General features: G+C 34.2%; 12 protein-coding genes and 2 pseudogenes. 8 read left to right on the forward strand and 6 right to left on the reverse strand.

Annotated features, from left to right (window positions below; all coding sequences use genetic code 11):
• Positions 1–279: 279 nt before the first annotated feature.
• On the reverse strand, positions 280–903 hold the full coding sequence (locus BV11031_RS15680; protein WP_010331206.1) for a hypothetical protein: 624 nt from the start codon (positions 901–903) through the stop codon (positions 280–282).
• A 56-nt stretch (positions 904–959) separates the two neighbouring features.
• On the opposite strand from BV11031_RS15680, the gene BV11031_RS22675 reads away from it, so the two are divergent.
• On the forward strand, positions 960–1,133 hold the full coding sequence (locus BV11031_RS22675; RefSeq protein ID WP_010331207.1) for a hypothetical protein: 174 nt from the start codon (positions 960–962) through the stop codon (positions 1,131–1,133).
• A 214-nt stretch (positions 1,134–1,347) separates the two neighbouring features.
• Here the strand turns inward: BV11031_RS22675 and BV11031_RS15685 are convergent.
• A pseudogene (locus BV11031_RS15685) lies at positions 1,348–1,503 on the reverse strand (endopeptidase); the annotation flags it as partial.
• Between the two features lie 587 nt (positions 1,504–2,090).
• On the opposite strand from BV11031_RS15685, the pseudogene BV11031_RS15690 reads away from it, so the two are divergent.
• Positions 2,091–2,387, forward strand: a pseudogene (locus BV11031_RS15690) (T7SS effector LXG polymorphic toxin); the annotation flags it as partial.
• A gap of 255 nt (positions 2,388–2,642) precedes the next feature.
• On the opposite strand, the gene BV11031_RS15695 reads toward BV11031_RS15690, so the two are convergent.
• Positions 2,643–2,990 carry a hypothetical protein gene (locus BV11031_RS15695; RefSeq protein ID WP_010331209.1) on the reverse strand — a complete coding sequence of 116 codons (348 nt, stop codon included), beginning with the start codon at positions 2,988–2,990 and terminating at the stop codon, positions 2,643–2,645.
• Between the two features lie 84 nt (positions 2,991–3,074).
• Here BV11031_RS15695 and BV11031_RS15700 point away from each other — a divergent pair, with 84 nt between their 5' ends.
• The 5 genes from BV11031_RS15700 (at position 3,075) to BV11031_RS15720 (ending at position 8,347) form a co-directional block, all read left to right on the forward strand.
• On the forward strand, positions 3,075–4,022 hold the full coding sequence (locus BV11031_RS15700; RefSeq protein ID WP_010331210.1) for a hypothetical protein: 948 nt from the start codon (positions 3,075–3,077) through the stop codon (positions 4,020–4,022).
• Positions 4,023–4,326: 304 nt separating this feature from the next.
• On the forward strand, positions 4,327–6,129 hold the full coding sequence (locus BV11031_RS15705; RefSeq protein WP_010331211.1) for a T7SS effector LXG polymorphic toxin: 1,803 nt from the start codon (positions 4,327–4,329) through the stop codon (positions 6,127–6,129).
• Between the two features lie 12 nt (positions 6,130–6,141).
• A complete protein-coding gene (locus BV11031_RS15710) occupies positions 6,142–6,606 on the forward strand; it encodes an SMI1/KNR4 family protein (RefSeq protein WP_010331212.1) in 465 nt (154 codons plus the stop codon).
• A gap of 463 nt (positions 6,607–7,069) precedes the next feature.
• Complete coding sequence (locus BV11031_RS15715) at positions 7,070–7,588, forward strand: hypothetical protein (protein WP_010331213.1); 519 nt, start codon at positions 7,070–7,072, stop codon at positions 7,586–7,588.
• Positions 7,589–7,783: 195 nt separating this feature from the next.
• A complete protein-coding gene (locus BV11031_RS15720) occupies positions 7,784–8,347 on the forward strand; it encodes a GNAT family N-acetyltransferase (protein WP_010331214.1) in 564 nt (187 codons plus the stop codon).
• A 606-nt stretch (positions 8,348–8,953) separates the two neighbouring features.
• Here the strand turns inward: BV11031_RS15720 and BV11031_RS15725 are convergent.
• Positions 8,954–9,373: a universal stress protein gene (locus tag BV11031_RS15725; protein ID WP_010331215.1), complete on the reverse strand. Its 420-nt coding sequence runs from the start codon at positions 9,371–9,373 to the stop codon at positions 8,954–8,956.
• Positions 9,374–9,390: 17 nt separating this feature from the next.
• Entirely contained in the window at positions 9,391–10,857 is a 1,467-nt protein-coding gene (locus BV11031_RS15730) for a SulP family inorganic anion transporter (RefSeq protein WP_010331216.1), read from the reverse strand.
• Between the two features lie 217 nt (positions 10,858–11,074).
• On the opposite strand from BV11031_RS15730, the gene BV11031_RS15735 reads away from it, so the two are divergent.
• On the forward strand, positions 11,075–11,632 hold the full coding sequence (locus BV11031_RS15735) for a recombinase family protein (RefSeq protein ID WP_010331217.1): 558 nt from the start codon (positions 11,075–11,077) through the stop codon (positions 11,630–11,632).
• A 499-nt stretch (positions 11,633–12,131) separates the two neighbouring features.
• Here the strand turns inward: BV11031_RS15735 and BV11031_RS15740 are convergent, their stop codons facing one another.
• Positions 12,132–13,307, reverse strand: coding sequence for a Rap family tetratricopeptide repeat protein (locus tag BV11031_RS15740; protein ID WP_010331218.1), 1,176 nt, complete (start codon positions 13,305–13,307; stop codon positions 12,132–12,134).
• Positions 13,308–13,492 lie beyond the last annotated feature (185 nt).

Consider the following 13,492-nt stretch of genomic DNA (forward strand, 5'->3'; position numbering starts at 1 on the left):
CTCATATTTAGGTGTACGATGTCAGTTCACGAAAAGATTCTTCGGAAGGTAAAACCCAAATTGAAACCTTAATAAATGCTCTGTATCGTTTATATCAAGAATTGCACCGTGAGCGATTGGTGAGTGGGCTTCAACAACAATATCTTGACTGTGTCTGTAATCCATTACGAAGGAGAAAACATATTATATATGTCTAATATGCTTTCTCCTTTATTTTAAGGGTTTTTATAATTTAGGTTTTAATAATTTAAACCTGTTTGTATCCCGTTTTTAAAACAATTAGAAACAATTATCAACAACGTCACCTAAACTAAAGAATTCTAGTACGACTTTTTGAGTTTCATCTGGTAGTGCCTTAGTAGATACTTTTACGGCTTTTTTTATAGCATTTGTTCTAGAAAGTCCTAGGTTTCTTTGATGTTTATAAGCTGTAATAATTGTTTTTGTCATTGAATTTAGTCCGCCCATTAATTTTGCTGCTTTTTTAACTTTTAAGATCTTTGCCCATGGGATAGCGTTTACTGCTATAGCTTTAGCAGCACTAGAAATGCAACTCCATGTACTCAGTACTATAAATGGTCCTATACTTTCTTGGGCGGTTTTAACAGCAGTCAGGTTTTCTCCATCAACCACAAATTCATAACCTACAAATTCGTTCCCTTTATGTACGTTTAACCATTCAATACCGGAGTTTATTCCTTGTTCAGCAACATCCTCTGGCATTTGATCAATTAATTCTAATAGAGGTTCGAGAGTTCTTTTCATGATTTGAGCTTCTACATTAACTTGCTCAGAAGAAACATCATTAGAACTTTCTTTCACGTTAGCTATTGGTATTGTTATAGTGGTAAAAATTAGAGAGAAACAGATTACAATGACCAATTGTTTAATGCTTTTCTTCACGTTATAACTACTTTACAATATTTTTATAGAATTATTTTTGCAATAGGAGTGTGTTTGTGAAAAAAAGTTTTTATTCTTTGATATTATTGATTGTTGCAGGTTCGTTTATTGTTAACATTTTTGTAGATAATGAATCTATTTCAACAATAGTTAATATTATTGGACTAATTGCAATTATTATTATGGGCATTGTTTTAAGAATTACTTTTGGTAACTCTTCTGAAAAGTAATCCTTTTTAAGATTAAAAGAAATAAACATCCTCAATTTTACAAAGATGAATTACAAAAAGATACATTGTATCTAAACAGAAAAAAGAGGAGTAAACACATGGTTTACTCCTCAGGCTGTCGAGAAATTAAAAAATCAATTGTGCAATATATAGATGTTTCATTCGGAGTTGAAAAATAAAAAGTGAGGGATTCTTTGACACCAGGTCTTTAAAGACCACCACTTTCCTGCATGGTGAGCGCCACAATAATATTCACTTGGTCAAAAACGCCTTCCTGACGGCCGTACTTTTCAAATACAGCCCTAAACCCTTCGACTTCCGGTGCAATGCAAACCGTTTCAAATTCGCCACCCCTGCCGCCTATAAAATTGATTTACTCTTATTGGCAGGTACATTATCCTGTTTTTTATCAGCACGGATATCATCTGAGTGAACTTTTACCGGTTCAGATGGTCTGATTTTCCGTTCGTTATTGGCGATGCCTTGAAAAAAACGTAAAGTTTAAAAAGACTACTACTATAAAAGGATGCCGTGTCTGTTGTAGATACTTAATTTATGAAGTGGGCAGTTTGTAGGCAGTAGATCATTTAAAAATAAGCACAAAAAAATAATACCAAAGGTGGTTAAACCCTTGGTATTATTGGGATGCGGCCGAGAGGACTTGAACCTCCACGGGTTATTCACCCACTAGGCCCTCAACATAGTAAATCAGTATCATTGGTTATGGAAGCTTGTTTTCATTACACTTACTAACTTCACTTTACATCATTTCTATAAGTTTGTATGAATTATGGTTAATAATTGGTGAGAAAAAAAATACCCTATACTTCACCACTTCTCCAAATCTCATTATTATTAAATGATTTAACACTTGTGACTTCTCTTAAACAACTTTTGAAACTTTCACATCTAATCCATGGTAATATTTAGTTATAAAATCACTGAAAGGATTGGACAATGAAGGTATTTGAAGCTAAGTCTTTGTGATCTGAAGCTGAAAACCGAGCAAAAGATTATAAAGAATTGAAAAATCAAATGATTAAGCTAAGAAAAGCATTTAAGGCTGTTGCTGATCTGGATGACAGTGAGTTCTCTGGCAAGGGAGCAAACAATATTAAAGCTTTTTATCACGATCATGTGGGTGTCACTGATCAATGGATTGATTTAATTGAAATGAAGATCGCTTTTCTTACTAGTATCTCCGGTGTTCTAGAAGATGCCAGCTTATCAGATGCATATGTCGAAGAGCCCTTCTTCATACGAAAAAACATGAAATTCAAGACTTGAAAAAACAGCTTATAAAAGTAACAGACCCAAAAATTAGTATTTAAAAATCGCTAAAAAATTGATTCGAGAATTTGGAGCCTGACCAGCAAATTTATTTCCGTGATATCGAAGACCCTCTCAAATAGCTGAATTCGGAAAAGATGCCTTCTAGTCTTTGTCAAATTGTTAATTTACGTAGAAAAAGAGAGTGATGGACGACTCATCACTCTTTTTCCTTGTTTGTTATAAATAAATAACTAAAAAGCTAACAACAATAACCGCACAAACTTTATAGCCCAGCTCTTTTTTATTGAAAAGATAAAATAGTGACTGGATTCCGGAGCTAATTAAAAATGCATGAAAAAAATACTCAAATGTAAAATGGAAACCCCGAAAAACAAACTGCATGAAAAGGGCTACTCCAGACAGATAAAACCAGCCATGGTCATTAAAGATGTTTTTCATTTCTGATTTGGCTTCATCAGCTGAAGATATAGAAACAGATTCAATTGACAATTCTCTTTTTAGAGTTAAAAAACCAGCTGCAAGAACCGATAATCCTAAAATTAGCAGAATAATTACCCCAAACATAAAATTCCTCCATTTTAAATAATTGTAATCTATGTTAAAATTTAATTATACTATAAAATTACTAGTATAAGAAAGGAGACAAAAATGAGAAATTTAAAGAAACGTTTATTTGTATCTTTACCATTAATTGTATCATTGGCACTGTTCATTTCAGTTATCCATCCAAAAGTATCAAGTGCTAAAACAACTGAGGTTCATAAGGAGATTCAGCAAACAGCCCAAGATATTGAACATGTTACAGGAATTCAAAACATAATGAAATCAAACGAAAGTACTGATACATACTCAGTCGTTAGAAATGAGAGTGGAATCATAGAAATACCTAAGGATTCAAAAAAATCAATACATTTTAATAATGTATCAACAAGCATCCACTTACCAACTGGAAAACTAAACGCCCCTGATGTAGCAACTAAAAATGGGACAATTGTTTTTGATCATCCAAAAAGCAGTGTGGGTTTTGGTGTTCAACCAACAAAAGATGGAGTAAGAAATTTAATAAAAATTAAAAATAAAAAGGCTCCTAAAGAGTATAAATATGATTTGGAATTGCCTAAAGGCAGCAAACTAATAAGCGCAGCAGAATACCTAGGTGAAGAGTTTGATACGGGAGAAGTATTTGTTGTGGATTCTGATAACATTGTTACAAGTGTTTTTAGTCCAGCTTGGGCAAAAGATGCGAATAAAGATGATATCCCTTCTCATTTTAGAGTCGAGGGAAACTCGTTGATTCAAGTAATAGATTTTAATGAAAACACTGCATTTCCAGTTATCGCAGATCCTGATTGGGCTAAAATAGGAGCTTGTGCTGCAGCTATAACTTGGTTCATTGGATCAAACTTGTTTGCAGCTGCAAAAATAATAAGAGTAAAGAAGTATATAAAGGAACTTGGTGGTCTTAAAGAAACTGCTAAACTTCTAGCCGGTGCTACTACATGGGAAGAAAAACTAAGGGTTGGAGGCAGCGCGTTTAAAAGTTTAGCAGCTGAAATTACAGGCGTTGGTGGATTGGCAGTTTGCATCAATTGGTAATATAACTTATGAAGAGCATTCTATAACGGAATGCTCTTTTTTAAATCAGACAATAACATCGTACAGGTGTTTACTTTTCTTTCTCCACGCAGACAAGAGGTGCTGGAATTGATCATCCGTGATATTTTGTATGAATTATGGTTAATATATGGTGGGCAAAAAACACCCTATACTTCCCCACTTCTCCAACTCTCATTATGCTCAAATGATCTAAAATTCGTTCCCTCTCCTTAAACATTCTTTAAAACTTTCACATCTATTCCATGGTAATATTTAGATACAAAATCACTGAAAGGATTGGACAATGAAGGTATTTGAAGCTAAGTCTTTGTTATCTGAAGCTGAAAACCGAGCAAAAGATTATAAAGAATTGAAAAATCAAATGATTAAGCTAAGAAAAGCATTTAAGGCTGTTGCTGATCTGGATGACAGTGAGTTCTCTGGCAAGGGAGCAAACAATATCAAAGCATTTTATCACGATCATGTGGGTGTCACTGATCAATGGATTGATTTAATTGAAATGAAGATTGCTTTCCTTACTAGTATCTCCGGTGTTCTAGAAGATGCCAGCTTATCTGATGCATATATCGAAGAATCCTTCTTGGAACATGAATTAGCAAACGCATATAAAAAATCAAAATCAATTATGTCTGAGCAGAAGAAAGCAATGAAAGATATTCTGAATGATATCGATGACATTCTTCCACTTGATTTATTTTCAACAGAGACTTTTAAGGATGAGCTCTCTTCTGCCGAAAACAAACGGAAAAAGACTGTTGATAAAATAGGCGATGTGGACGAAAACTTAAAAACTGAATATGCAATAACTGAACCTAACGAACAATTCATTAAAGCAGACTTTCAAAAGTTACAGGAATCAACAGGTAAGGGCAAGAACGCTACACCCCTTCACTATAATGCCAAGGCATATCGTGAGAGCGATATACATAAGAAAAAAAGCGATATCGAGAAGCAATCTGAAGCTTATTTGAAGATCAAAAAAGAAGAAGCTAAAAAACACGAAATCGAAATAAAAGATTTGAAAAAACAGCTTGTAAAGGTAACAGATCCAGACGAGTATTTAAAAATTGCGAAGAAAATAGGATACGAGAATATGGAACCTGACCAGCAAGTTTATTTCCGCCAACTCGAAGAACTCCAACAAAAAGCTGAAATTGGAAAAGGTATTGCAATGGGAATGTATGAAGCCGGTAAAGATACAGTGATAGGTCTCTATCAACTCGCAATGCACCCTATTGAAACGCTTTCGGGAACGGTGAACGCAGTCTTACATCCAATCGATACTTATAAGATCATAGCAAAAGACATAGAAGACACTTTCCAACGTGATATGATTAATGGAGATAGCTACAGCAGAGCAAAATGGGTGTCCTATGTCGGCAGCACTGTTGTTCTTGCAATAGTTGGTCCGAAAGGTATTGATAAAGTATCCAAAGTTGCAAAAGCCGGTTCAAAAGTTGCTGCAATTAAGACACTTGAAGCTTCAAAAGCAGGAATAAAAAAAGGTATTGAATACGTTAAAATACCAAATGTTTTTGAACAACAATATGCAATGGCTGGCGGTTCAGGGACTTTTCCATTCAACACAATAGATGGGGAGAGTTATAAAAAATCATTTCATCAGTTTTCCAAGAAGGTAGCTGATGTAACTCGAAAACCTTTTACGGGGAAATACATTGATGTTCCTTGGTTAAATAAAGAAAAATATACTGCTGCTGAAATAGAAGGAAAAGTGAAAGCTAAAGGAAATATAAAAGACGTAAGCCGAAAAGTGTATATGTTAAAAGATATAGACCTTAATCAAAAAAATCGTAAAGGCCAAACAAATCTTCAATTAATGAAACTTGGCAATGCACCTTTTTCAAAGGACGGAACACAAATAAACCTACATCATTTAATCCAAGAAGAACCTGGTACAATCGTTGAAGTTCCTGAAAGCCTGCACAAAAAATATCACAATATTCTCCATGGTTTAAAGGAAAACGGGCAAAGTTTTAGAAACAATCCCGAACTTTCTGCTCAATACGACAGTTTTAGAAAGAAATATTGGAAGTGGAGAGCACAACAATTTGAAAAACAACAGTAAGAGGTGAATGTTATGGATTACTCAACAATACAAAAGTTTTTAGAAGAAAACAAAGAATTCTCTATTATCACTGGAGGCATCAGCGAGAAAGAGATTCATGAGATAGAAGAAGAACTTGAAGTTTCTCTCCCCGAAAGTTATAAATGGTTTTTAAAAGAGTATGGTTCTGGTGGTGCATACGGAACAATGATCCTTGGTTATGACTCTGAAGGCGCTGAAGTTGTAGAGCAAACAAAAGAATACAGAACATTTTACGGTCTTATACCAGGTCTTGTTGTTATTGAGTATATAGATGAATTCTCTTATTGTCTTGATACAAACAGAATGGTGGATGGAGAGTGTCCAGTTATTCTTTGGGATAACAGTGAAGGATATGGTTATACTGCTGCAAGTAATTTTCTTGAATTTTTTCTTCAGCGACTTGAAAAAGGTAAAGAGGACTTAGATGAAGATGAAGATGAGGATTGGGAAGATTAATCTTTACAATTCTCAAAATAAAGGTGTTAGAAAACCATACCAAGATGCTTTGGTATGGTTTTCTAAGATAGACTCTCACCTTTTGAAATCTATATTTATTGCAATTCCTTTTTCATTCCCATCACCTACGTTTGTTATGAGTTTTAGATGATGATTAATTTGAATATGAACTATAAAGACTTATACCTCCAAACCAAAAATAATAAAGATACTAGTATTTTTGGTATCTTCCTCTAAATAAAATCCCTCAACTTTGTAAGTCCCATAATGTTTAAAGGATCTAAGATTCAGTACCTCCTTTGATTCTTTCACATCTATGGTAATATTTAGTTATGAATTCTCTACATTGACAGTTTTGAAGCCCGTCCTTGTTATCTGAAGCTGAAAACGGAGCAATAGATATAAAGATCGTATGAGGTAGGGAGAGTAGAACAATTCTATCCTGAAAAATAGGAGAGGTAAAATGTTTTATATTCAATCATTAATTCTTAGGCCAAATAAGAAGATAAACGATCTTTCAATCTTAAAAAATAATATTGACGATTACTTTGTTCCACTTAGCAATATAGAGGGACTAAAGAACATAAAACCACAGTTAGACTCTTACTATTTATCTGGGGCGATTATTTTAAAATATGGTGAACAAGATTTGCTTGATGTCACTATGTGGGACTTGGTTGACCAATTGTGGGCTTATTTTTTAAATCTAATTGAAGAATATATTGAAACAGGAGAAAGCGAAACTTATTTTCCAGATCAACCCCTTCTATTGAAAATGAAATCAATATCGAATGATATGTTGTTATTTGAAATTGACCAAAAACAAAAAGTATTACTACCGAAACTTGTTTTTTTTGAATCACTCTTAAAGAATGCAAAAAGTTTCTTTGAAACTATGAATTTTGTTTTAGAAGAAAACTGTGATTATGAGTACGAACTTAATAAGATTGATGAATTGCAGACCAAAATCAAATGTATGTGAAGTTAAATGTGAATTACTCTAGAGTTCAAAAATTCTTTGATGAGTATAACAAATATTCAATTCTTACTGAAGACGTCATCGATTAACAAATGAAAGAGAAAGAAGATGATCTCAGAGTCCCCCCTTCCAGACAGATTAACAGGAAATTATAACTACTATCTTTTTCAATATTTCATTTTGGAGAGGAGAAATCAAGTGAACCCTTTGTTGTTAGATGTTCCTATACAATTAGAAACAGAAAGACTCATTCTACGAGCACCACACCAAACAGGAGACGGGAATATTGTAAACCAAGAAATTAGAGATTCCTTTGCTGAATTAAAAGTGTGGTTGCCATTTGCTCAAGAACTTCCAACTGTTGAAGAGACAGAGATCAATGTAAGAAATGCTCATATAGATTTTTTAAAGAGAGAAAGTTTTCGGTTCCTTATTTTTGATAAAGATTGCAATGAATTTATTGGAATAACCAGCCTTCAGAGAATTGACTGGACCATTCCTAAATGTGAAATTGGGTACTGGATACATTCTAAATGTAGTGGAAATGGATATATGACAGAAGCAGTAAAGAAATTAGCTGACTTTGGGTTAAACAATTTAAAATTTAGAAGAATTGAAATAAGATGTGAATCAACAAACCTTAAAAGTCGTGCTATTCCAGAAAAATTAGGATTTGTATTCGAAGGCACTTTAAGAAATGATGATTTATCTGCAGATGGCAGTAAGCTAACTGATACTTGTTTTTATTCCATCATAAAGTAACATTTACACACAAAGTAATAGATGCGGTAGTAGAACAAGAAGGGCCATAACATATTTTATATACTAATATGTTATGGCCCTTTATCAATTTTTGTGTTGGCCTTCCATTAGTCTACTCCACTTATTTTTTTGCGCGCTGTCTGTGTGCTTTTGATCTGAACGTGAAGAGAAAGCACTATCATGGTTCTGTAAAAACAACAATTGATGTTTTGGGACACTTATATTTAAACAAAAGGAAAGATGAGCTTAGGTAAGTGGGCAGTTTGTGGACAGTAGATCATATAAAAATGAACACAAAAAAATACCAAGTTCGTCAAAACCCTTGGTATCATTGATGCGGCCGAGAGGACTTGAACCTCCACGGGTTATTCACCCACTAGGCCCTCAATAAAGTGAAACTGTGTTTTCTGTTACAAAACCTTTATATATCAGTGTTTATTTATTTTGATTATGTTGTTTTACAATGATTTATTCATATTGTGGAGTGAAATTGGAGTAGTTTTGTTCATCACCAGAAGGTTACATGACATGTCATTGGTGCCATGTCTACTAAAATAATCACACAAAAAAACAAGCCGATTTATTCTTAATCGACTTGTTCAACGATTACTTTACGATCAGCACAGGACAGTTTGCTCGTTTAGCAACTTTATGGCTGACACTGCCCAACACCATCTCCTGTAATGAATTCAATCCCCTGCTTCCTACTATGAGCATATCAAATTGATTTTCATTTGCATAAGAGACAATTGTGGGTCCTGGTTCTCCATGTTTCATGATTAAATCATGTTGTACACCAGCTTGATCAAATTTTTTTATAATCGGGTCTAACTTCTTACGTCTTTCCATTTCCAATTCTTCAGTACTAGAAGTATGGAGCACTTCACTTTTTGCTTTTGAAAAGTCCTTAACATAAATGATCTCCACTCTTGAATCAGGTACCAGTTTTGCTATACGGATTGCATGTTCTGCTGATCGAATAGAATGTTCTGATCCATCAGCTGCCAACAAGATATTTTTATACATACCCCTTCACCTTCCCCTTAGTGACCTGACGGCTGTGCGTTCGGATTTTTGTAAGTAGCAAGCTTTTCTATCAAATTGTGACTTGACTCATTTAAGCCGACCAATTTAACATCTGCATGATTCTCTTTGAATTTCAAGATAACTTTATCCACTGCGGCGACACCTGAATCATCCCAAATATGTGCTTCTGAAAAGTTCATCACAACACGCTCTTTTACATCTTCATATGAAAATGAATTCACAAACTCCTGAACAGAAGCAAAGAACACTTGACCTTTAATGTCATACACAACCTCTTTCTCGGAAACAGAAGAAATATCCACTTTCACTCTAGAGATTTTAGAAGCAAAGAATATGGCACTTAATATGACTCCTACAATTACACCAATGGATAAATTATCTGTTGCTACAACTGTAATCACAGTAACAATCATGACAACTGTATCAGTAAGTGGGACTTTTCTAAGCGTTCGGAGCGAAGACCAATCGAATGTTCCAATTGAAACCATAATCATAACGCCAACCAATGCAGGCATAGGAACTTGAACAACCCATTCACCTAAAACGAGTATTAAAAACATGAGGAACACGCCAGCCGTAAAGGTTGACAGTCTGCCTCTCCCTCCGGATTTTACGTTAATAACAGATTGACCGATCATCGCACATCCAGCCATACCGCCGAAAAATCCTGCAACGATATTGGCAATGCCTTGTCCTCGACTCTCTCTGTTTTTATTACTATCTGTGTCTGTCATGTCATCTACAATTGAAGATGTCAACAGCGACTCAAGCAGACCAACGACAGCAAGAGCAATAGAAGTCGGGAAGATAATTGACAGCGTCTCAAAGTTTAATGGAACATCGGGAATCAAAAAGCTCGGCAAAGCTTGTTTGATTGTTCCTAAATCTCCAACTGTTTGAACATTAAAATGACCCCAAATAGAAACGACCGTGAGAAATACAATCGCTATTAAAGGACTTGGAACAGCTTTTGTAATAAACGGGAACAAATAAATAATGACTAAGGTTATGCCGACAAACACATATGTCATACCGGATATACCAACAAAATGAGGAACTTGTGCCATGAAAATTAAAATGGCCAGTGCATTAACAAAACCTACCATGACCGATCGAGGTACAAATTTCATTAATCGCGCCACTTTCAGAACCCCAAATATGATTTGGATGATACCCGTCAGGATCGTAGCAGCAAACAGATACTGTAATCCATGATCCTTCACCAACGTTCCCATTAACAAAGCCATAGCCCCAGTAGCCGCAGAAATCATAGCAGGTCTGCCGCCTGCAAAAGAAATCACTACAGCAATACAAAATGAAGCATACAATCCTACCATAGGATCAACACCTGCAATAATGGAAAAACCAATGGCTTCAGGTATTAATGCTAAAGCAACGACAATACCAGCTAATAAGTCCCCTTTTATATTTGAGAACCACTCCATATTTAATTTTTTTAACATAAAATACAGTACACCTCTTTATGATTATTTTTGTTGACTTCTAACTCTCATAGAAGTCAGGGCCGTTTGTAACTATTTAAAATGTAACAAACAAGAATTCAAATGTCTACAATTTTTTGTACCAAAATAGATCTTTTTTGGAACTAATAGCGCACTCTGCGCTATCCATCTTATTTTGTTATAATAAAATATACAAAATTCATCAGGGGTTGATGATTTGATTTTTGGATATGCACGTCCGTTTAGTCAAGATCAGGATATAACAAAACAGCTAGCCGCACTTAAAGAATTCAACTGTGAAAAGATATATATTGAACAAACAAATTCAGCAAAAAACAGACCAGAATTTGAGTCATTATGTAGAAGTTTAAACATCGGAGATACCGTAGTCATTTATAAGTTGTACAGTATTGCCGACTCTACAAAAAACCTAATTGATATCATTCAATTCTTCAAAACAAAACAAATCAACTTTATTTCGATTTTAGATAATGTGGACACCTCCAAAAAAGACGGCTCCATTTTCTTCGATTTTTTAGAAAGAGTCAGCGAATTTCAATTTGACATAATTAGTGAAAACACAAAGGTTGGAATTCAAGAGGCAAAATTAAAGGGGAAAAATACAGGACGTCCGAGAAAACCTGATCATAATGTCCGCCGTGCTATGGAGATGTATCAAAGCAAGCAGTATACCATTCAGCAAATCACCAAAGAAACGGGCATCAGTAAAACAACATTATACCGTTACTTAGATAATTGGAATGATTTTGAGTAAGTTATTTTCATTCCATTCTTGAGATGCAACCAGAAAAAAATATTTGTTGAGACAGACAATTTAATTGTCTGTTTTTTCATTTTGCGAAGACTCTAAGAGAACATAACATTCAGTGTGATTCAAGACCTGAGATTGGTGGCAAGTCATGAACTCCTAAAGGAGATTTAATAAATCTAAAGCAAAAAAGATACCAATATGACTTGGTATCTTCATCTAAATTGAGTCCCTCAACCTAGTAAAATCATATCTTCATTTACAAAAGCCTTTATTTATAGCACTTAGTTATTTCGTTTACACTGATTTTCATGATTTGTTATTAATACTGGGCAGTAAATGGGCACGGGACGAGGCTTGAAATAACCCCACTAATAAATGATCATATGTCATCGGCTGAATGTATTGTACCAATCAAAAAAATCATGCTGCAACTCTGTCCGATGCAATCTTTATTTCATGATTTGTTTCCATTTTAGTTTGCAAATGATTCAAAGTTAAAACACTACTCAATACCAGCACTGCCAACAGAGCCCGAGTGATTTTCATTGATAATCTCTCCTTTTTTTATTTTTTGTCTGGCTTCAATGCTTAAACGATAATATTGGTTTGAAAGCACCAAATCGCCCGTTTGGTGAAAGTAATCCCCAACTTCTATGGCGTAATTCTCAACATCAGCATACAATTTTTTTGATTCTAGATAAGTAAAAGCATCTTCAATATGATGATATTCACCATTTGAAAAGTAAAGTCCTTCTAATATTTTGAATTTCGCCTCGTATTCATTATCATTATTTTTAATACTATACATTTTCCCTTTCTTAAAATATTCAAAAGCCAAATTAAAGTTCTTCTGTTTCGCTTTGACATGTGTCAAAATAAATAAAGCTTTCGACACAAAAGAATTATTGCATTTTTCTAAATACTCTAAAGACAATTCCAAGTGACGAGATGCCTTTGTATATTCCTCCAATTCATCAAAACATATACCGATATTTATATGAGACATTCCAATTAAATGATCAATATTTATTTCTTTTGCTATCTCCAATGATTCAAAAAAAACTTGTAATGCCTTTTCATATTCCAATGAATCAATATAATTTCCGGCAACAATGAATTGACAGCGTAACGTTTGAACAGCATATTCCTCATACTCTCTAAATATTTTTAGCGCACGATTAGCATAATTCATGGAAAAATAAGTTTGTTTCATATAATAATACACATAGGACACTTTGAAAAAAAACTCTGCTTTCTCTATTTCGTCCTCAACTTCCGACAACTTTGATTCTGCTATTCGATAGGCGCTTATCGCCGTAGTCAATTCTTTACGCCTAAATTCATACATACCTTTAAAAAAATAATAATAGTATTCCAGCATTCCGGTTAATTGCCCTTGCTCTTCAATCTCTTTTATAGTCTCATAAGCACTGTTCAGGACATCTATTTCCTTTGATTCCATATAACTCAACATTATCTCGTGCCTAAATTCCAATAGCTGATAATATAACAAGGCATCTTGGTTTTCTTCCATGTTTAGCAATTCTTTCTCTACTTCTGTTTTTATAATCTCTGCTTGCTCAACTTGATCTTTTTTTATTGATGTATACCAATCATTTAACTTTTTTGTGACTATGTCGTACGGAATTTTATCTTTATCTAAGTAAACACCCCGCAAGAAAATTCCCCCATCCTTACATAAATTGTGAGAATATTTACATTAATTGTATTATGTCAGAACACCCTTTATTTTACAAAGATGAATTACAAAAAGGTACATTATATCTACTCCTTTGCGGTTTTTTTTCGGTTATAGCAATTCTTTTGCGTCTTGACAGTAACTGAGAATAAAAAAAAGAGAGG

Source organism: Bacillus vallismortis, from assembly GCF_004116955.1.
In the GTDB taxonomy this organism is placed as follows: Bacteria; Bacillota; Bacilli; order Bacillales; family Bacillaceae; genus Bacillus; species Bacillus vallismortis.

Coding starts and splice junctions, on each gene's coding strand:
- BV11031_RS15695 (WP_010331209.1), bottom strand. CDS start 2,990: ATGTTTGGGGTAATTATTCTGCTAATTTTAGGATTATCGGTTCTTGCA.
- BV11031_RS15700 (WP_010331210.1), top strand. CDS start 3,075: ATGAGAAATTTAAAGAAACGTTTATTTGTATCTTTACCATTAATTGTA.
- BV11031_RS15705 (WP_010331211.1), top strand. CDS start 4,327: ATGAAGGTATTTGAAGCTAAGTCTTTGTTATCTGAAGCTGAAAACCGA.
- BV11031_RS15710 (WP_010331212.1), top strand. CDS start 6,142: ATGGATTACTCAACAATACAAAAGTTTTTAGAAGAAAACAAAGAATTC.
- BV11031_RS15715 (WP_010331213.1), top strand. CDS start 7,070: ATGTTTTATATTCAATCATTAATTCTTAGGCCAAATAAGAAGATAAAC.
- BV11031_RS15725 (WP_010331215.1), bottom strand. CDS start 9,373: ATGTATAAAAATATCTTGTTGGCAGCTGATGGATCAGAACATTCTATT.
- BV11031_RS15730 (WP_010331216.1), bottom strand. CDS start 10,857: ATGTTAAAAAAATTAAATATGGAGTGGTTCTCAAATATAAAAGGGGAC.